The following is an 18,977-nucleotide window of genomic DNA, read 5'->3' as shown; positions in this document are numbered from 1 at the left end:
TGAGATTGTTTCGTCGCTTACGCGCTTCGCAATGACAATCAAAATATTTTATTTTTTTGTTTTTGAGAAAGATTCTTCATCAATCCAACGGTCTTTTTTGTTGACATCAATCAGATATAGAATATTATCCTGCTGTGTCAGCAATAAAGTTTTGGTTACCGGAATAGGAACTTTTTTATTCTCAAGCATATTGGCTCTTAGGGAAACGATGTTCTTTTTTCGGATAATATCGCCTGTGAAAACATTTGAGCTGCTTTCTCCGGAAACTTTATCATCAAAAACTTCTACATATGTTACCGTATTTCCTTTAATGATAATAAAATCCCTTTCGGTGTGATCTTCAAAATTTTTAATGAAAATAAATTTTTTGTTGTCAATATTAACGTTTTCCAGATGTTGGTTGAGGCCTTTTCTTTCTTCAAGGCGGGTAAGAATATCATTTAATGATCCGTATTGTGCTTTTAAACCCAATGTTGCTCCAAAAAATAACATTCCGAATAATAATTTTCTCATATAATGTGTTTATAAAAAAGTTTTGTCAAGACTTTTCATCCTGACAAAACTTATGATTGTATTTTAAATTAAAGATTTCCTCTTTTTTCCTGCTCTCTTTCCAATGCTTCGAACAATGCTTTAAAATTCCCTGCACCAAAGCTCTGAGCACCATGTCTTTCAATAATTTCAAAGAAAAGAGTAGGACGGTCTTCTACAGGCTTCGTAAAGATCTGTAATAAATATCCTTCCTCATCATGATCAATAAGTATACCTAAGTCCTGTAATTTCTTAAGATCTTCGTCGATATGGCCAACTCTTTCAGGAACCATGTCATAATAAGCTTCCGGCGGAGCAGAAAGGAACTCTACACCACGCTTCTTAAGCTCGGTTACGGTGTGGATGATATCTTTTGTAGCAACGGCAATGTGCTGTACACCTTCACCTTCGTAGAAATCAAGATATTCTTCTACCTGAGATTTTTTCTTACCTTCTGCCGGCTCGTTGATAGGGAATTTTGCAAACCCGTTTCCGTTTGACATTACTTTAGACATCAAAGCAGAATATTCTGTATTGATCTGTTTGTCGTCAAAAGAAAGGATGTTGACAAATCCCATTACTTTTTCGTACCATTCTACCGTCGGGATCATCCTGTCCCAGCCTACGTTTCCTACGCAGTGGTCTACATATAATAAACCTGCATCTTCAGGCTGATAAGCGCTTTCCCATTTCTGGTAACCGGGCATGAAAGGGCCTGTATAGTTTTTTCTTTCAACAAACATATGAACAGTTTCTCCGTACGTGTAAATTCCGGACATTTTTACTTCACCATGCTCGTCAGTTAGCGTTACCGGCTCTAAATATGGTTTTCCGCCTCTTTTTGTAGTTTCTTCGAAAGCCGCATAAGCATCGTCTACCCAAAGTGCCAAAACTTTCACTCCATCACCGTGTTTTTTTACATGCTCGCTGATTGGTGAATCAGATTTAAGACCGGTCGTTAAGATCAATCTTATTTTTCCTTGTTGGAGAACATAAGATGCGCGGTCTCTTACTCCTGTTTCAGGACCAGCGTATGCTACAGACTGAAAACCGAAGGCGGTTTTATAAAAATGAGCAGCCTGTTTAGCATTTCCTACATAAAACTCAATGTAATCTGTGCCATTAATGGGCAAAAAATTCTCTGCTTGAGCAATTTTCTCGGCAAATGTAAGTGTTGACATATTTTTCTATTTTTACTTTATATTTATGGGAATGCAAATTACGAAAAACTTGTAAATGGAGAAAATATAAACCGTGAATGATTCATCATAGTTAACATAACGTTGAAAAAGAGTTCATTTAAGTATATTTAAGTTTCTTATTTTAAGATCATGTTGTCTACATTTGTCATACAAAGACAAGTGGAAAAAAATATTTCGAAAAACGAAAGCCGTAGAAATTTCTGCGGCTTTCATCTTTTATTATTCATATCTTTTTATTTAATCTTCCCGCATCGGGATTATAATTGTCCCAGATTTTCCAGACGTTGTTTATTTTACGGATAAAATAAATTTGTGTATTCAGTTGATTTACAAAATGTTCTTCACCGGTTTCGCCAACTTTAAATAAAAGATTCCAGAATTCCTGAGATTCTAATACTTTTTTATCCGGCCCATCAGTCAGGATATTAATATCGAAAACTTCATAATTCGATCGGTTATTTTTTGTGACCAACTGAAAATCCCTGTCACATAATTCTTTGCTGAATTGTGATGCTCTTTCCAGAAAAGGAGATCCGTCAAAAACCAATTCTTTGAAAAGTTCTGTTTTATGATTTGGGAAATTTTTGTAAAACTCAAAAACGGTGGCGCAGTAATCGTACACCATTTTTGTAAGAAAAGCATGGTCACTGTCATTTTCTTTTTCCTGTTTTTTCTCCTTTACAAACTGGATATAGGCATTTAAATCTTTATAGCCTAAAAATATGCATATCTTATCCAAAGTCTTTAAAAACCTAAGATCATTATGCGTTTTGTCCTGATAATCGTTCTCGAAAAAGCGTTGTAGCGTGACGTGCGAAATAGTATTTCCTATCTCGAATTTTTTTCCTCCTTTCAGCTCCTCAGCTTCAGATAATTCATCTTTTATGATTTCGGAAAGAATAATATAATGGCTTCTTTTCCATTCATTAACATTCCCTAAAACTGAGTTTTTTACTTTAGAATGTTTTACAACTTCGTCCCTTATCGAATTATATATAGTCTTCAATTTCCAAATTTTAAAACGTTTTTATCCAAAAATACTGCCAAAAACTTGAGGTTTTTTTATGTTTTCAGGATATTAAGTTAAAAGTACGTTTTTTTATTGGATATAAAATTTTCAGGCAGATAAATTTAATGTTTAAATCTTTCAAAAGCTGCTCTTTCAAGCATTTCCCTGTCATCGGGATGAGCAATACTGATCAGTTCCTGAGCTCTTTGACGCAGATTTTTTCCGTATAAATAAGCCGTTCCGTACTCGGTAACAACATAATGGATATGACCCCTTGTCGTGACAACTCCGGCGCCCTGCTTGAGATATGGAACGATCCTGGAAACCCCTTTTTTAGTCCTTGAAGTTATTGCAATAATCGGTTTTCCATCTTCACTCAGAGCAGCACCTCGCATAAAGTCCATTTGGCCGCCAATCCCGCTGTATTGAATCGTCCCGATGGAATCTGCGCAGACTTGCCCGGTCAGATCAATTTCAATAGCAGAATTAATAGCAACCATTTTTTTGTTTTTCATGATATTAATAGGAAAATTGACAGTTCCTACATCATCAAATGAGAAAACCGTGTTATCATCAACATAATCGTATAGTTTTCTCGTTCCGAAACAGAAGCTTGTGACCGTTTTATTATCGTTATAACCTTTAAATTTATTATTGATGACATCATTTTGAATCAAATCAATCACGCCATCGCTGAGCATTTCGGTGTGAACGCCCAAGTCTTTATGATTATTCAAACATTTTAAAACCGCATCAGGAATGGTCCCAATTCCCATTTGCAAAGTAGATTTGTCTTCGATAAGCTCTGCGACATTTTTTCCGACCAGCATTTCTTCAGGACCGACTTTTGCTCCGTAATCTATCGTCGGAAGCTCTTCTTCATGCCAAACCAATTTATGAATTTTGCTGATGTGAATCATTCCGTCGCCGTGGGTTCTCGGCATTAAAGGATTGACGATAGCAACAACTATTTTTGCTGTATCAACCGCAGCTCTCGCGACATCTACGGAAGTTCCCAAGGTGCAGAATCCGTGCTTGTCAGGCGGCGAAACAGTAATCAAAGCCACATCAAGCGGTAAAATATTTTTTCTGAATAAAATCGGAATTTCACTTAAAAATACAGGCACAAAATCTCCTCTGTCGGAGTTTACGGCATCACGAACGGGTGCAGATACAAACAGGGAATTAACAAAAAATTTGTCTTTATACTCCGGTTTTGCGATCTCCACATTTCCCTGTTGGGTAATGGAAACCATTTCTACATTATCCAGTCGGTGAGATTGTCTTGCCAGTTCATCAATTAAATAATTTGGAGTACACGCGCTTCCGTGAAAGAAAACACGGTTTCCACTTTTGATGGTATAAATAGCTTCTTCTGCGCTGATGTAATTATGCATATTGAATTTTTTATGAATTTTTCTTAGTCTTAAAGATAGTTTATATTGTTTTTATGAAGTCCAAATATTCTCAGATATTTGTCATGTTTTAATTAAATCTAATAAATAAAAAAGGGCTGAATGCATTACATCCAGCCCTTTCTGTTATTTTTAAATTATTTTTTATTCCTGAGAACGGTCTCCCATTGTTTTATCCTGTTCTTCAAGCCATGAAGTTTTATAGGAAGGATCTTCTACTTTTAATGCTTCTTCCGTAAGTTTTAAAGGACGGAAAGGGTCAACCATCACTGCATATTCCTCAGTGAATTTTTTACCGATACTTCTTTCCATCGCACCTGGATGAGGTCCGTGAACGATTCCTCCCGGGTGAAGTGTAAAATCCATTAAATCAATGTGATTACGGCTCATAAAATCTCCTTCCGTATAGAATAAAACCTCATCAGAATCAATATTGGAGTGATTGTAAGGCGCCGGAATGGCCATCGGATGATAATCATACATTCTCGCGCAGAACGAGCAAACCACAAAATTGTGCGCTTCAAAAGTCTGGTGAACCGGTGGTGGCTGGTGAATTCTGCCCGTAATCGGTTCAAAATTTTTGATATTAAATTTATAAGGATAAAAATAACCGTCCCAACCTACAACATCAAACGGATGCGTTGCGTAGATGAAATCAGTGATTTGATTTTCTTTTTTTACTTTAATTAAAAATTCTCCTTTTTCATTTTTTGGTTCCTGAAAAGTCGGTGCGACGATATCTCTTTCGCAGAACGGGGAATGCTCCAAAAGCTGTCCGAATTCATTTCTGTATCTTTTTGGAGTATAAATCGGAGAATGGCTTTCTACCACAAAGAAAACGGTGTCGTCAGAATTTAATTCAACCTGATAAATCGTTCCTCTCGGAATAATTAAATAATCACCAACAGAAAAATCAAGATTTCCAACAAAAGTTTTTAAAATTCCGCTTCCGTTGTGAACATATAAAAGCTCGTCACATTCTGCGTTTTTGTAGAAATAATCCATTGATTTTCTAGGTTTTGACAATCCCATTTTAAGGTCATTGTTTACCATCAAAAACTTTCTGCTATCCATAAAATCGTCTTCAGGAGTGACATTCATTCCCTTGAACATTCTTGGCGTCACGTTTTTATCAACGGCAATTTTCGGTGCCACATCTTTCGCTTCACCGATCGATTTTATCTGAGTCGGGCGGTGAATATGGTACAACAAGGAAGAAATTCCGTGAAAACCTTCTGTCCCGAAAAGCTGTTCATAATAGAACTTATCTTCCGGAGATTTGAAAATCGTATGTCTTTTTGGTGGGATATTTCCCGACTGATGATATCTCATTTTACTCTTATATCTGGTTTCTCAAATTTAATAATTTTTGATGAATAATTTTTCGGAGATTTTTGTGGAAAGTTTTTTGTTTCAAAAATAAATGTTAGCTTTGTCTAACAATTTTAATTTCATGAGGCGAATATTATTTTCTGTAATCTTTTTTTCAGGCTATTGCTTTTCACAGAAAGTGGATAGTTTAGATTTAAATCAATCGAAAAAGCTTGATTCGGTTAACATTTCAGGTAAAAAAGAGATAAAAACAAAATTAATCGATGACGTTGTTATTACCGGAACCATAAAACCGATCAGCAGATCAAAAAGCCCGGTTGCTGTGGAAATTTACAGTCAAAAATTTTTCCAGAAAAATCCGACGCCCAATATTTTTGAAGCGATTGCGATGGTAAATGGTGTAAAACCTCAGTTAAATTGCTCGGTTTGTAATACGGGAGATATTCACATCAACGGATTGGAAGGACCTTACACAATGATTTTGATCGACGGAATGCCGATTGTAAGTTCGCTTTCCACCGTTTATGGTTTAAGTGGTATTCCCAATAGTCTGATTGACAGAATTGAGGTAGTAAAAGGTCCTGCTTCATCTCTTTATGGCTCGGAAGCGATGGGAGGGGTCATTAATATTATTACTAAAAATGCTTTGACCGCCCCGAAATTGAGTATTGATCTCATGACCACAACTTGGGCTGAAAATAATGTGGACCTGTCAACGAAATTTAATTTTGGAAAAAAAATCGCTTCATTATTAAGTTTGAATTATTTCAATTACGAAAAAAGATTCGATGAAAATAAAGATAATTTCACAGATGCGGCGTTACAAAACAGAGTTTCAGTTTTCAATAAATGGAATTTCCAGAGAAAAGAAAACCGACTGGCAAGTTTTGCTTTGAGGTATTTGTATGAAGACCGTTTCGGCGGCGAAATGCAGTGGAACAGATCATATCGCGGAAGCAGTGAAGTGTATGGAGAAAGCATTTATACCAATAGAGTAGAAGCTTTCGGGATGTATCAGTGGCCGATGAAAGAAAATATTATTACCCAATTTTCGTATAATTTTCATGATCAAAATTCTTTTTATGGAAGTAATCCGTTTAATGCGACACAAAAAGTGGCTTTTGTGCAAACATATTGGGATAAAAAACTCGGAAATCACGATTTGATCACAGGAATTACTTACAAGAAAACTTTTTATGATGATAATACTCCCGGAACTTTATCGGCAGACGGCTTCACAAACGAACCGATAAAATCACCCATTTTTGGGGCGTTTATTCAGGATCAGTGGGAAATTAACGAAAAAAATACACTGTTGCTAGGCTACAGATTTGATTATGATAAAATTCATCATTCTGTACATTCACCGCGCTTTGCATGGAAATTTTCTCCGAATCCTTATCATACGTTGCGATTCAATTTTGGGACGGGTTTCAGGGTGGTGAATTTATTTACAGAAGATCATGCAGCATTGACGGGTTCTCGTGAAGTCGTGATTAAATCAAATTTAAAACCTGAAAGATCCATCAACGGAAATTTGAATTATGTCTGGAAAATTCCTGTCGGAGATCGTTTGATTAATGTTGATGCTTCTGCATTTTATACCCATTTCAGCAATAAAATTGTCGGAGATTTTGATACGGATCCTGAGAAAATTATTTACGATAATCTTCATGGGTACGGAATTTCAAGGGGAGCTTCAATGAATGTGGATTACAGTTTTAGTTTTCCGTTGAGTATTAATTTAGGCGTGACTTATCTTGATGTGTATCAGAAATTTGATGGAGAAAATGAAAAAGTTCAACAACTTCATGCCCCAAAATGGAGCGGAACGTACAGTTTGACCTATAAATTTTCAAATAATCTGACGGTAGATTTTACAGGACAGTTTTACGGACCGATGCGATTGCCTGTTTTACCGAACGACTACCGACCGGAATATTCTCCGTTTTATTCGTTGGCGAATATTCAGTTGTCAAAAAGTTTCAAATCGGGATTTGAAGTGTATTGCGGAATTAAAAATCTGTTCAATTTCACTCCGAAAGATCCGTTGATGCGACCTTTTGATCCCTTTGACCAGCTGGTTAATGATCCAATTAATAACCCGAATCATTACACTTTTGATACGACTTACGGATTTGCTCCGATGCAGAAAATCAGAGGATTTATGGGGGTAAAATATACTTTGAAATGAAAAATTTAACGATATTTTTATTCTTAATGTTAGTGCCTTGTTTTTGTCTTTCACAGATGAAAACAGGCACTTTTTCTGAACTTGAAAATTTACAAAAAGGAATACAAAAGCCTGTTATTATTCATCTTTATACGGATTGGTGTACAGTTTGTAAGATCGAATCTTTTCAATTAAATAAAAATGAAGAATTGGTTAAAATGATCAATGAAGATTTTTATTTCATCAATTTTGAAGCGGAAAAAACAAAAGAGAAAATCATTTATCAAGGAAAAGAATTTAATTATTTACCCAACGGAAATTCCGGAATCCATGAGCTGGCTTTGGCTTTGTCTAAAAATAAAAATCAGCCTGTTTATCCGTTGTGGATTATTTTAGATAAGAATCAGAATTTGGTTTATTTTCATGAAGGGCAGCTTAAACCTGAAAAAATGAGAGAGAAATTGTTGGAAATCTCTGCTTTGTAGTTTTTTACAGATGAGAAAATTATTTCAAAAGAACAGCAATAATCGCCAAAATAGCTGGCAAAGCCTGAACGAAAAATATTCTCTTCGTTGCGGAAATTGCACCATAAATTCCTGCAATGGCTACACAGCTCAAGAAAAATAAGGCAACATTAGTTTGCCATTTCGGATCTTCAATGAGGAAAGACCAGATCAATCCTGCCGCAAGAAAACCATTGTAAAGTCCCTGATTAGCCGCAAGACCTTTCGTAGGCTTAAACATTTCTGCGGGTAATGCAGTTTTGAAAACTTCTTTTCCTTTTGTTTCCCACGCAAACATTTCCATCCAAAGAATGTAGATATGCTCTATGGCGACTAATGCGATCAAAATTTTTGCAACGATTTCCATGATTTATTGTTTTGTCATTGTAAAACTAAAAAAATAAAGTTAAGTTTGATTACACAATTTCAAAAATGGATACTTTTAAGGAACATTTAGATAAATTTATCAATATCAGTGAAGAAGAATATACTTCTGTTCTCTCTTTTTTTCAAATATTGGATGTGAAAAAAAAACATAATCTGATGCTTGATGGCGAAATTTGTAAATCTATATATTTTGTTGTAAAAGGTTGTCTCAGAAAATTTTTCATTAATGAAAAAGGCGTGGAAAACACTACGGAATTTGCCATAGAAAACTGGTGGATTACAGATACGTTCGCATATGAAAGACAAATAAAATCAGATTTTTGTATCCAGGCGGTTGAACGTTCTACCATTTTAATGATTGATCTTCAGTCTCAGGAAAAATTATTAAAAAAACATCCCGTCATGGAACGGTATTTCAGAATGATTTACCAGAGAGCTTATGCCGCTTCTGAACGTAGAATCCGTTATTTATATGAAATGAGCAGGGAAGAATTGTATGTGCATTTCAGTACGCAGTATCCCGAATTTATTCAAAGAATCCCACAATATCTGATCGCTTCTTATCTGGGTTTTACGCCCGAATATCTGAGTGAAATCAGGGCAAAATTACGTTCTTAAACCAGTTTAAGATTTTTACAATGTAGAAGTCGCAACTTTGTCATGTAATAAAAAGCCAATATCATGACAGACAAAAAAAGTTTATTCCCACAGTTATTTTTAAGACTGGCAATTTCAGTGACGATGCTTTCTGCGGTTGCCGACAGATTCGGATGTTGGGGTAAAAATTCAACCTGGGGAAACTGGGGGAATTTTGAAAAATATACGAGACAAATCACTTCTTTTCTTCCCGAAAGTTTAAGTGTTTTTTCTGCTTATTCAGCAACTTTTTTTGAAATACTTTTTCCTCTGATGCTGATTTTAGGATTTAAAACCAGGATTGCAGCTTACGGAGCCGGAGTCTTATTATTAATTTTTGCATTATCGATGACAATTTGTTTGGGGGCAAAAGTTCCTCTGGATTATTCGGTTTGGGTGGGAAGTGCAGGTGCTTTTTTATTGGCAGTTCAGGAAAAATATTCATTAACAATAGATAATTTAACTAAAAAAATATAAAATAGTATGAGCACAAGATTCGACATGGCTACGACAGACAAAGCCGCGTACAAAGCACTATTGGGATTGGAAGGATATCTTCAGAATATTTCATTAAATAAAATCCAGAAAGAACTGGTTAAAATCAGAGCTTCACAGATTAATGGATGTGCTTTTTGTTTAGATATGCACACAAAAGATGCGATGAAATATGGAGAAACTCCACAGAGAATTTTCCTTTTGAATGCCTGGAGAGAAGCAAAAGAGTTTTTCACTGAAGAAGAACAGGTAATTTTGGAAATGACCGAAGAGATTACTTTGATCAGCCAAAAAGGCTTAACTGAAGAAACATATTACAAAGCAAAACAAGTTTTTGACGAAGCTACTATTGCCCAAATTATTATGGCAATCATCACGATCAATGCCTGGAACCGAATCGGGATCAGCACACATTTGCCAATAGCAAAATAATTTTTGAGTTAAGGTTATTTACTAAAAAAGCGCTCTCCAACTGAGAAGCGCTTTTCCTTATTATGATGTTGAAAATTTTCCTTTATTTTTTAAATTGTAATGAATAATTTATTGCTGACAATTCAGCTGCAGGACATTAGCATTCAAAGGCTGCTCGATTTTTCGCTCTAGCTTTTGATCATTCAATGTAATATATAATTCCATAGAGCCCGTTCCTACATGAAGAGATAAAATATGCCCGCCAAAAGCATTAAATTTATCATCAGTTGCCACACCATGAATGTGTATTGAGGGTTCTTTTTCATTCCAGGCAATAGAGCCTGTAAGACTTCCCATTTCTACTTTGTTAAATGTTTTTGGATTAAATTTTTTGGCATTAAAATCATAAAACCCAAAAGTAACTTCCGATGCAAAACCTATTCCTGTAAAGCTAGCAGAGGGAATATTTTCTGATTTCGCAAGATTTTCAATGCTTGAAATTACGTCGTCACCTTGTCGGAGTACCATCAGATAACCTGTCGGCGTTTTGATATAACGGCAATTTTCTTTTTGTTGTGCTGAAATTGTATTCATAGTAAAAATTGTAATTAGAAGAATTATTCTCAAAATATTCATAATAAATTAATTTAAATGTTATAATGAAATTTTTACACCAAATCAGCAATAGATCAACAAAATATTATTTATTTAATGCTCTTAAAATCTCTTTACCCACACTTTTTGCAGACTGAGGATTTTGTCCTGTAATCACTCTCTTATCGTTCACGACGTGATTCTGCCAAAGCCCTGATTTTTCAAATTTGGCACCTCTTTCTTTTAATTTATCTTCCAAAAGGAATGGGACAACATTCGTCAGTTTCACTTCAGATTCTTCTTCATTGGTAAAAGCATTAATTTTTTTACCGTCAACTAAATATTTACCATCGTTCAGTTTAATATTAACCAAACCGGCAGGTCCGTGACAAACTGCGGCTATAATTCCACCGTTTTCGTAAATTTTTGAAGCAATTGTTGATAATTCTGTGTTGTCTGCAAAATCCCACATCGCTCCGTGACCGCCTGCATAAAATATGGTAGAATATTCACTTGGATCGACTTGTAATGGTGTCATGGAATTGTCAATTTTGCTTTTATATTCTTTATTTTCCCAGAATTCTTTATTTACGGGATCTTTTAAATCAAAGCCGTCAACAGGCGGTGTTCCACCCTTCGGACTTACAAAATCGATTTCGTAACCGGCATTATGAAGCACTTCCCAGGGATGCGAAACTTCTCCTAAATAATATCCGGTTTCTTCACCTGTATCACCTTTTTTGTCATGGCTTGTAACGACAAATAAAATTTTCTTTTTCATATTTTTAGATTTTTTGGTTTGTGACTGTACGAATCCTATCGTAAAGATGGTGAGCAGTAAAAATGCTAATTTTTTCATATTTAAATAATATTGGTTAAATAAATCTGTGGCTTTTCCTGCAATTTTTCATTAATTAAAGCTCCAAAAGCCTTAATATATGGTTGTTGATTATGTTGCGCCAAACCTTCTTCGCTTTTCCAGATTTCATAAAAAATAAAGTGGTTTTTATCGTCAATTCCCTGATGTAGCGAATATAATTCGTTGGCTTCTTCTTTTCTGGTTTCTTTAACCATGTTCTGAAGAACGTCCAGAACTTCATCTCTATGTTCTTCTTTTGCCTTTATAATGGCTGTAAGATAAATTTTCATTAAGCTAATTGTGGTTTTAATTCTTTTTCAAAAATATTTGTAAGATGCTCTTTGTAAATTTTCATATCGCGTTCTACATCGGCATTTTTTTCCACGTCGTGAAAGTGAAAACTTTCCATTTTTTCCAGCGAAACGAAGGCATTCATTCTATGAAATCCAAATAGTGGTCCATTATCTACACTTGTTTCATTAAAAAATTCTCCGGGAAGCGTAAAAGCAGTTTCAGGCGCATTCCAGCTTGTCGTAACCATATATTTTCTGCCGCCAAGCATTCCCCCGGTTCCATAATTGATTTTTGGATTTTCTGAAGTTCTTCCGTCACTCATATAAATCCCTTTGGTATGCCCTGCCGTGAAGACTTCATCGATATATTTTTTCAAACCGTTTGGCAACTGAAACCACCAGATAGGCGTGTGATAGATAATATAATCTGCCCAGACAAACTTCTCAACTTCCTCATCTTTATCATAACCTTCATCTACATTGGTGATTTTTGCTTCTACATTTTCAAACTTTTTCAAAACCTCTAAAGTGCTGTCTGCAATAGTCTGGTTATATTTTCCTCCGGAATGCCCGAAATTTTGTCCACCGTTGATGATTAATACTTTTTTCATTGTTTTTATGAATGTTTAAATTTTATGATGCAAAGTTATATCTGATTTTTGTATAATAAAAATAATATAATTTATACCTTTGTATCAGAATTGTGATAGATTAAAAAGTGAAAAGTGAATGGTCAATTCACTTTGCTTGTCAATTTTGTGTTGAAAAATTATCGGTTACAATTCATCATGACGTGGCAAATTCACTATTGAATGCGCAGCAGATTGACTTTTAACAAATATAAATTAGATTATGGTTAATTTAGAATGGTACCGAACTTTCAAAGCGATCTACAAAACCGGAACTTTAACGGGCGCTGCAGAAGCTTTATTTATTTCACAACCGGGAGTGAGTCTGCATTTAAGTTCATTGGAAGCTTATGTTGGCTATAAATTATTTGACAGAACGGGCAGGAAAATGATCCCGACAGAAAGAGGAAAAGTATTATTCAATGCGGTTTCTGAGTCATTAATAAAATTGGAAGATGTAGAGAAAAATTTTCAGAAATCTACAGAAAAGCACACCCCGACAATCAGTGTGGGAATGTGTTTTGAAACTTTTCAGACGACTTTGGAGCAATATGTTTCGACGTTGCCTTTTAATTTGATTATCAGTTTTGGGGAATATCCTGAAATGCTGGATCAATTGGATAAAGGAATTTTAGATTTAATTATTACACCAAAAAAAGGAGTTTCACCTAATATTTTACATGAAGCTTTTTCTTCCGAACAGATTATTCTCGTTGGCGGAAAAGATGTTGATACTGAAAGTTTTCTTGAAACCTTACAATCAAAAGGCATCGAACACGCTGAAGAATGCCTGAAGCAGGAAAAATGGTACGGAACAACAGGAGATATGGAACATCTTTTTCAGTTTTGGATTTTGAATTTCGGGCATAAACCCAATTTCCGTCCGAATTACATTGTTCCCAATTTAAACTCTATAATCCGTTGCTTAAAAGGCGGAACCGGATTGGCGGTCGTTCCCGATTTTTTATGTAAAAATGAAATTGAAAACGGTGAAGTAAAATTGATTTGGGAAGGTGAGAAAAAATTAGAAAATACGTTGTATTTCGGATGCCGGAAAAATACAAGTTATCATAATGAAATTGATCACATCAAAGGATTATTCAGAAAAATGATGAGTAAGAAAGAAGATGAGAAATTAGAGATTGGAAGTTAGAAATTAGTATTAGAAATGTTTTTTAAACAAAACTTCAATTTCAAGTAAAATTGGTAAGTCAGAATTCCAAAATTTTATCCGAAATTTGTTTCACTTTACATTAAAAATAAAATAGTATGCAACAAAAAACATATACGGGACAACCTGTAATTACTTTAAATAATGGAGTAGATATTCCCGCTTTAGGCTTCGGAGTTTGGCAGATGGAAGATATGCAGGAATGTGAAAATGCGGTGATTAAAGCGATTCAGACGGGTTACAGAATGATCGACACGGCTTCTATTTATCAAAATGAAACTGCTGTTGGAAAAGCCATCAAAAATAGTGGAGTAAATAGAGAAGATTTGTTTATCACTTCTAAACTTTGGGTGCAGGATACGACATATGACAAGGCGAAAGGTGCTTTTCAGAGAACGTTGGACAGATTGCAGCTGGATTATCTGGATATGTATCTTATTCACTGGCCTTATTCAGATTTTGTAGGGGCCTGGAAAGCAATGGAAGAATTGTATCATGAAGGGAAAATCAAGGCAATTGGGGTTTGTAATTTTACGGTCGAAAAACTGGAAGAATTAAAATCAAATTCAACTGTACTTCCTGTGATCAATCAGATTGAATTGCATCCTTTATTCCAACAGAAAGAACTTCAGGTTTATAATAAAGAAAACAATATCGTTACTCAGCCTTGGAGCCCATTAGGAAACGGAAATGCAGGACTTTTAGATAATGAAAAATTAAAAAATATTGCTTCCAAATACAATAAAACGGTTGCTCAGGTTATTTTAAGATGGCATTTGCAAGAAGGATTCTGCGTGATTCCGAAATCTGTTACGCCTTCAAGAATTGAAGAAAATTTCAATGTTTTTGATTTTGAATTGACAGATGACGAAATGAATGTTGTTCGTTCTTTAGACACAGGAAAAAGATTATTCTTTGATCCGAAAGATCCGGCTTGGGAACAGAAAATGCTGAATGCTGTTGCGGATATTTAATTTTAAATTTCATAAATAATTAAGGAGCAATGGTTTATTGCTCTTTTTTTGTGCTTAAATTTAAAAATATTTTTAACTTTACTCTCCAAACCATAAAATTAATACCATGTCTAAAGAAGAAAAAAAATCAACGGAAAATGATCTGCCGGAATCTGTAAATGACCAGATTACAGATGCAGTACAACAATCTAATTTGATGCCTGTCGGTGAACATCCTGCGTTTCCACATGGGCATATTTACCTGAATGCAGCTTATTCTACAGGCATAATGTTTCAAAATGCTGTAAATAACCAGAATAATCTGAATATTATGGGGCAGGCCGCAACAACACAGGGTATCATGCAGATGTACAACATAGATAATGCTTCAGATTCAATTTCTATTACAAAAATATTAAATCTGCAAAGTGCCAGAATAGCGCCGGAGTCATTACATGATGAACACCATCATGATAAAAAATAAAAGAAAAAACTCCTTCAATTTGAAAGGAGTTTTTTTATGTGAAATATTATTTCGTTAAATCTAATCCGCCAAAATTACCTGAGCTCATCATCAGAAAAACGCCGTTGGTTTTATCTAAAGTTTCCCAATACGCATGAAGCTCTTCAGCATTGGTAAATACTTTTAAGCCTTCATTTTTAAATTTTTCTTTGATTAAATCTGGTGAAATCGGATCCATTCTTTTGATCTTCAAAGCATCTTCGGAGTAAAAAACAATGGCTTCATCCAGGCCATCCATTGCGTGATCGTATTGTTCTAAAAATACAGGATTCAGGCTTGAATAGGTATGAAGTTCCAGAAAACCATATTTTTTTTCGTTTTTAAATTGCTCACAAAAAGCTTTCACCGCAGCTTTTACCTTACTCGGAGCGTGTGCAAAATCTTTGTAAAGTATTCCTTTATCTTCTCTTTCTACCTTCTCCAAACGTTTTGAAGCGCCTTTGAAGCTCATGATGGCTTCATAAAAATCTTCATCCATAATGCCTAAATGCTGGCAGATATGTCTTGCTCCTTCAAGGTTTAATAAATTGTGCGCCCCAAAAACTGATAGCGGAATATCACCCATTTCTGTTTTTAAATGAACTTTCCCATTAATGATCTCGTATTCAGGAGTTTTATAAGGGATTTTTCTGAAATAATTTTCGGCGGCTTCCACTACTTTTACGACTTCCGCATCTTCTTCATTATAAACTAAAATTCCACCGGGAGTAATGCTGGCAACGAATTTTCTGAACTGCTCGATATAATCATCAAACGTTTTGAAAACATTGATATGATCCCACGCAATTCCGCTCATTAAAGCGATATTCGGCTGATACAGCAAAAATTTGGAACGAAGATCGATAGGGGAGGAAAGGTATTCATCACCTTCCAACACCATAAAATCATTGTCCTGAGTCAGTTTTACCATACAGTCGAAACCTTCCAGCTGAGCTCCCACCATGTAATCCACCTCTTTCTGATGGAAATTCAAAACATGAAGAATCATCGAAGTGATCGTAGTTTTCCCGTGAGAACCTGCAATGACAACTCTGGTTTTATTTTTTGACTGCTCGTAAAGAAATTCAGGATAAGAGTATATTTTTAAACCCAGTTCTTTTGCTTTTGCCAATTCAGGATTGTCCTGATGAGCGTGCATTCCAAGGATTACAGCATCAATATCGGATGTTATTTTTTCTGGAAACCAACCCAATTCTTCGGGTAAAATTCCTTTTTTATCAAGTCTTGATTTTGACGGCTCGAAAATGGCGTCATCCGAACCGGTAACCTGATATCCTTTGTCCTTTAATGCAATAGCAAGATTATGCATGGCGCTTCCGCCGATAGCGATGAAATGGGTCTTCAACTTTACTGTTTTTTTACATTATTATTAATAATTTCCTGAAAGGCGTTGGTAATGTTCGTCCAGTTCGTTTTATAATTTGGCAAAATCAAACTGGCATCATTTTTACTTCCTTCATTCGGGCCTTTTTTTACATTGATGGTCGTCGCTACATTGTCGTAGACCTTTTTGTGGTCTTCCTGTATTTTTCTAAAATTATTTTGAGAAAGGATGTTGTCAAGGTTTTTCAAATCTTCATTTGAGATTTTAAAGTCCTGTTTAAATTTTTTTCCTTGTCCTTCAAAAGAATAATGTGCATTATTTCCTTTAATAAGAAGGTTCTCATAAATCGGGGCAAAACCTCCGCTTTTAGAATAACTTATATCAAAATCCGAATATACTTTCTGGCTGTTGCATGATACTAATACTATGATCGCGAATAAGATCCCTATTATTCTGTTCATAATTTTTTACTTACTTTAATTATCCGAGTCCTTTTGTTCTAATTTTTTAGCTTTCAATTCTTCATCATAACTGTGTAATAAATTGAAATCTTCTGTCTGCTCAATGGCAGTCATGATTTTCAATAAAATCTGGTGTGCATTTTCTTTATCGTAATCGATATCTAGAGGTGCTTTAAATTCCATGGTAGGTTTTACGCCTGTAACCTTCACGCGAAGGCCTTTTTTATCAAATGCTCTTCGGAATCCGTTAATTTTTATAGGAATTACGATCGGGCGTTGATTTTTTACCAATTTTGCGGTTCCTCTTCTTCCTTGTGCAAAAGCTGCCGTAGTCCCTTGAGGGAAAGTGGCTACCCAGCCGTTGTCTAAGGCTTTCATAATATTATCCACCTCTGTAAGATCTACTAATCTGTTGACGTTTTTTCCTTCAGCTCTCCAGGTTCTTTTTACCGTTACGGCACCGGCAATTTTGAATATTTTAGGAAGAATACCTTTATTCATGGTTTCTTCGGCGGCAACGTAGTAAAAATCGATCTTTGGATTTAACAGATAGATGGGATTTTTTATGGTATTTAAATATCCGTTGTTTACGGCACAGAATGCGTGATACATGGCTGCAACATCTGCAAAATAAGTCTGATGGTTGCACACAAAAAGCACATTGGAATCCGGAAGATCCACAAGGTGTTCAGTACCAGTTATTTTCAGTTTATTAAAGCCGTTGAATCTTCTGTAAGATACAATTCCTAAAATAAAAATGATTACCCTTTTTAAAAAATAAGGTGTTCCGAATGCATCGGTGAAAATATTTTTCTTCGCCATCTCTCAATTAAACACTATCGTGCAAAGTTACATTTTTTTCAGCAACTGGCTGAATTCGCTTAAAATCATTGCTGTGGCTCCCCAGATAATATATCCGTTAAAATTAATAACCGGTACTTCATTCCCGCCTGCGGAGGGTAATGCCATAATTTCGGGCTCATCAGGAAGATTCAGAAACGATGTGATGGGGAATTCAATGATTTCTACCGCTTCGCTTTGCTGTAAAACGAAAAGAGGATTCTTTTTGGTATATGAAATGTAGGTATAAACATAAAAATTACTTGGGGGAATGTAGATCGGAGACATTTCTCTGATGATTCTTACATAATGTTTGTCGATTCCGATTTCTTCTGAAGTTTCGCGAACGGCAGTTTCTGCAAAATCTCTGTCCATTTCCTCACGTTTTCCGCCGGGAAGTGATATTTGTCCGCTGTGCCTGTCGTGTTCGTTAATCGTTCTCTGGATCAGCGGAAAATGCCATTCATCGTCTTTTAAGTATAAGACAATGTTGACAGCAGCAAATTTCGGATTCTTTGTTAAAGCCTCATCATACGTAAAAGCATGTCGGTAAGGTGGTGAAAATACACCGTGTGCAATTTCTCCGGGCAATTCCGAAGTTTTTATTTTCCTTAATAAATCTTTTCCAAAACTCATTCTCAAATTTAATAATATATTTTGAAGAAAGGAAGAGGAAATGAGTTATTAGTTATAAATTATGAGTTATGAGCTTTCCAGCCACCCTTGTCATCCTGAAAGGATCTCAACAGTTAAAAAGACTGGTCTTATTTTTAAAACTTATTGAGATTGCTTCGTCGTCACCGCTCTTCGCAATGACAAACGACAAAAAGATTTACAGCGGGAATTCTCTTCCTTTGGAGGGGTGTCAAAAATTCTTTAGAATTTTTGACGGGGGTGTTAAAAATGTGAATTTTAAAAGTGAATTGCCAATAGTCAGTTTCCAGCTTCATATAATTTACAACTCACTTATTGACGGTTCATTTTCTAGCCCAGATTGCAGCATTTGTTTGAGCTCATTTTCTAGTTTCGGCGGCGGCGAAGCCGCCGCCGAAACTAGAAAATAGCGAGTGCGGAAAGCGGGAAACAGCTACAAAAAAATATAAATGATGGGTAGTTTTTTGTTTTCCAAACTTCTTTTATCTTCACCGTATTCCTACGTAATTAATTTCGGTGATACCATAAAACCTGCAAATGGTGACAATTGATACCGTAAATGGTGATTTTTAAAATTTACAC

23 protein-coding genes are annotated in these 18,977 nt (G+C 35.4%); 9 read left to right on the top strand and 14 right to left on the bottom strand.

The window, feature by feature from the left end; genetic code table 11:
• Nucleotides 1-48: 48 nt before the first annotated feature.
• The 5 genes from BLT04_RS03225 to BLT04_RS03205 all read right to left on the bottom strand — a co-directional run bounded on the left by BLT04_RS03225 (nucleotide 49) and on the right by BLT04_RS03205 (nucleotide 5,489).
• A complete protein-coding gene (locus tag BLT04_RS03225; RefSeq protein WP_089753604.1) occupies nucleotides 49-513 on the bottom strand; it encodes a hypothetical protein in 465 nt (154 codons plus the stop codon).
• Nucleotides 514-581: 68 nt separating this feature from the next.
• Nucleotides 582-1,712, bottom strand: coding sequence for a 4-hydroxyphenylpyruvate dioxygenase (gene hppD / locus BLT04_RS03220; protein ID WP_089753602.1), 1,131 nt, complete (start codon nucleotides 1,710-1,712; stop codon nucleotides 582-584).
• A 244-nt stretch (nucleotides 1,713-1,956) separates the two neighbouring features.
• Nucleotides 1,957-2,739: a hypothetical protein gene (locus tag BLT04_RS03215; protein ID WP_089753600.1), complete on the bottom strand. Its 783-nt coding sequence runs from the start codon at nucleotides 2,737-2,739 to the stop codon at nucleotides 1,957-1,959.
• Between the two features lie 125 nt (nucleotides 2,740-2,864).
• The gene (locus BLT04_RS03210; RefSeq protein ID WP_089753598.1) at nucleotides 2,865-4,139 is read right to left on the bottom strand and encodes an acetyl-CoA hydrolase/transferase family protein; all 1,275 of its coding nucleotides are present in this window, start codon (nucleotides 4,137-4,139) and stop codon (nucleotides 2,865-2,867) included.
• Between the two features lie 162 nt (nucleotides 4,140-4,301).
• A complete protein-coding gene (locus BLT04_RS03205) occupies nucleotides 4,302-5,489 on the bottom strand; it encodes a homogentisate 1,2-dioxygenase (protein WP_089753596.1) in 1,188 nt (395 codons plus the stop codon).
• A gap of 121 nt (nucleotides 5,490-5,610) precedes the next feature.
• On the opposite strand from BLT04_RS03205, the gene BLT04_RS03200 reads away from it, so the two are divergent.
• Together BLT04_RS03200 and BLT04_RS03195 are read left to right on the top strand one after the other, a co-directional pair.
• The gene (locus tag BLT04_RS03200) at nucleotides 5,611-7,683 is read left to right on the top strand and encodes a TonB-dependent receptor plug domain-containing protein (RefSeq protein ID WP_089754226.1); all 2,073 of its coding nucleotides are present in this window, start codon (nucleotides 5,611-5,613) and stop codon (nucleotides 7,681-7,683) included.
• Nucleotides 7,680-8,147, top strand: coding sequence for a thioredoxin family protein (locus BLT04_RS03195; protein WP_089753594.1), 468 nt, complete (start codon nucleotides 7,680-7,682; stop codon nucleotides 8,145-8,147). The genes BLT04_RS03200 and BLT04_RS03195 overlap by 4 nt, the downstream gene beginning before the upstream one ends.
• A 19-nt stretch (nucleotides 8,148-8,166) precedes the next feature.
• Here BLT04_RS03195 and BLT04_RS03190 read toward each other — a convergent pair whose 3' ends face one another.
• Nucleotides 8,167-8,532 carry a DUF1304 domain-containing protein gene (locus tag BLT04_RS03190; protein ID WP_089753593.1) on the bottom strand — a complete coding sequence of 122 codons (366 nt, stop codon included), beginning with the start codon at nucleotides 8,530-8,532 and terminating at the stop codon, nucleotides 8,167-8,169.
• A gap of 65 nt (nucleotides 8,533-8,597) precedes the next feature.
• Here BLT04_RS03190 and BLT04_RS03185 point away from each other — a divergent pair, with 65 nt between their 5' ends.
• From BLT04_RS03185 to BLT04_RS03175, 3 genes are all read left to right on the top strand, one after another.
• Nucleotides 8,598-9,170: a Crp/Fnr family transcriptional regulator gene (locus tag BLT04_RS03185; RefSeq protein ID WP_089753591.1), complete on the top strand. Its 573-nt coding sequence runs from the start codon at nucleotides 8,598-8,600 to the stop codon at nucleotides 9,168-9,170.
• A gap of 63 nt (nucleotides 9,171-9,233) precedes the next feature.
• Nucleotides 9,234-9,665: a DoxX family protein gene (locus tag BLT04_RS03180; RefSeq protein WP_089753589.1), complete on the top strand. Its 432-nt coding sequence runs from the start codon at nucleotides 9,234-9,236 to the stop codon at nucleotides 9,663-9,665.
• A gap of 6 nt (nucleotides 9,666-9,671) precedes the next feature.
• Nucleotides 9,672-10,115, top strand: coding sequence for a carboxymuconolactone decarboxylase family protein (locus tag BLT04_RS03175; protein ID WP_089753587.1), 444 nt, complete (start codon nucleotides 9,672-9,674; stop codon nucleotides 10,113-10,115).
• A 108-nt stretch (nucleotides 10,116-10,223) separates the two neighbouring features.
• Here the strand turns inward: BLT04_RS03175 and BLT04_RS03170 are convergent, their stop codons facing one another.
• The 4 genes from BLT04_RS03170 to BLT04_RS03155 all read right to left on the bottom strand — a co-directional run bounded on the left by BLT04_RS03170 (nucleotide 10,224) and on the right by BLT04_RS03155 (nucleotide 12,451).
• Nucleotides 10,224-10,688, bottom strand: a complete 465-nt coding sequence (locus BLT04_RS03170; protein ID WP_228421896.1) for a PPC domain-containing DNA-binding protein — start codon at nucleotides 10,686-10,688, stop codon at nucleotides 10,224-10,226.
• Nucleotides 10,689-10,794: 106 nt separating this feature from the next.
• Nucleotides 10,795-11,547: a type 1 glutamine amidotransferase domain-containing protein gene (locus tag BLT04_RS03165; protein WP_089753583.1), complete on the bottom strand. Its 753-nt coding sequence runs from the start codon at nucleotides 11,545-11,547 to the stop codon at nucleotides 10,795-10,797.
• 2 nt (nucleotides 11,548-11,549) lie between these two features.
• Complete coding sequence (locus BLT04_RS03160) at nucleotides 11,550-11,837, bottom strand: putative quinol monooxygenase (protein WP_089753581.1); 288 nt, start codon at nucleotides 11,835-11,837, stop codon at nucleotides 11,550-11,552.
• Nucleotides 11,837-12,451, bottom strand: a complete 615-nt coding sequence (locus BLT04_RS03155; RefSeq protein ID WP_089753579.1) for an NAD(P)H-dependent oxidoreductase — start codon at nucleotides 12,449-12,451, stop codon at nucleotides 11,837-11,839. Before BLT04_RS03155 ends, BLT04_RS03160 begins: the two co-directional genes overlap by 1 nt.
• Nucleotides 12,452-12,692: 241 nt before the next feature.
• On the opposite strand from BLT04_RS03155, the gene BLT04_RS03150 reads away from it, so the two are divergent.
• The 3 genes from BLT04_RS03150 (at nucleotide 12,693) to BLT04_RS03140 (ending at nucleotide 15,077) form a co-directional block, all read left to right on the top strand.
• Nucleotides 12,693-13,622 (top strand): LysR family transcriptional regulator, encoded by a 930-nt coding sequence (locus BLT04_RS03150; RefSeq protein WP_089753577.1) that lies wholly within the window; start codon nucleotides 12,693-12,695, stop codon nucleotides 13,620-13,622.
• A 116-nt stretch (nucleotides 13,623-13,738) separates the two neighbouring features.
• Entirely contained in the window at nucleotides 13,739-14,614 is an 876-nt protein-coding gene (locus tag BLT04_RS03145) for an aldo/keto reductase (RefSeq protein ID WP_089753574.1), read from the top strand.
• Between the two features lie 106 nt (nucleotides 14,615-14,720).
• Nucleotides 14,721-15,077 carry a RebB family R body protein gene (locus BLT04_RS03140; protein WP_228421895.1) on the top strand — a complete coding sequence of 119 codons (357 nt, stop codon included), beginning with the start codon at nucleotides 14,721-14,723 and terminating at the stop codon, nucleotides 15,075-15,077.
• A gap of 46 nt (nucleotides 15,078-15,123) precedes the next feature.
• On the opposite strand, the gene BLT04_RS03135 is transcribed toward BLT04_RS03140, so the two are convergent.
• The 4 genes from BLT04_RS03135 to BLT04_RS03120 are packed head-to-tail and all read right to left on the bottom strand — an operon-like array spanning nucleotide 15,124 to nucleotide 18,377.
• Nucleotides 15,124-16,461, bottom strand: coding sequence for a UDP-N-acetylmuramate--L-alanine ligase (locus tag BLT04_RS03135; RefSeq protein ID WP_089753572.1), 1,338 nt, complete (start codon nucleotides 16,459-16,461; stop codon nucleotides 15,124-15,126).
• Nucleotides 16,462-16,463: 2 nt separating this feature from the next.
• The gene (locus BLT04_RS03130; protein WP_089753570.1) at nucleotides 16,464-16,901 is read right to left on the bottom strand and encodes a hypothetical protein; all 438 of its coding nucleotides are present in this window, start codon (nucleotides 16,899-16,901) and stop codon (nucleotides 16,464-16,466) included.
• A gap of 15 nt (nucleotides 16,902-16,916) precedes the next feature.
• Nucleotides 16,917-17,723, bottom strand: coding sequence for a lysophospholipid acyltransferase family protein (locus BLT04_RS03125; RefSeq protein ID WP_089753568.1), 807 nt, complete (start codon nucleotides 17,721-17,723; stop codon nucleotides 16,917-16,919).
• A gap of 27 nt (nucleotides 17,724-17,750) precedes the next feature.
• Nucleotides 17,751-18,377: an NUDIX hydrolase gene (locus BLT04_RS03120; protein ID WP_089753566.1), complete on the bottom strand. Its 627-nt coding sequence runs from the start codon at nucleotides 18,375-18,377 to the stop codon at nucleotides 17,751-17,753.
• A 68-nt stretch (nucleotides 18,378-18,445) separates the two neighbouring features.
• On the opposite strand from BLT04_RS03120, the gene BLT04_RS03115 reads away from it, so the two are divergent.
• Nucleotides 18,446-18,805 (top strand): hypothetical protein, encoded by a 360-nt coding sequence (locus tag BLT04_RS03115; protein ID WP_089753565.1) that lies wholly within the window; start codon nucleotides 18,446-18,448, stop codon nucleotides 18,803-18,805.
• Nucleotides 18,806-18,977: the final 172 nt, after the last annotated feature.

The organism is Chryseobacterium soldanellicola (assembly GCF_900100115.1).
Classification (GTDB): Bacteria; Bacteroidota; Bacteroidia; order Flavobacteriales; family Weeksellaceae; genus Chryseobacterium; species Chryseobacterium soldanellicola.
This window is presented reverse-complemented; position numbering and strand designations above follow the sequence as displayed.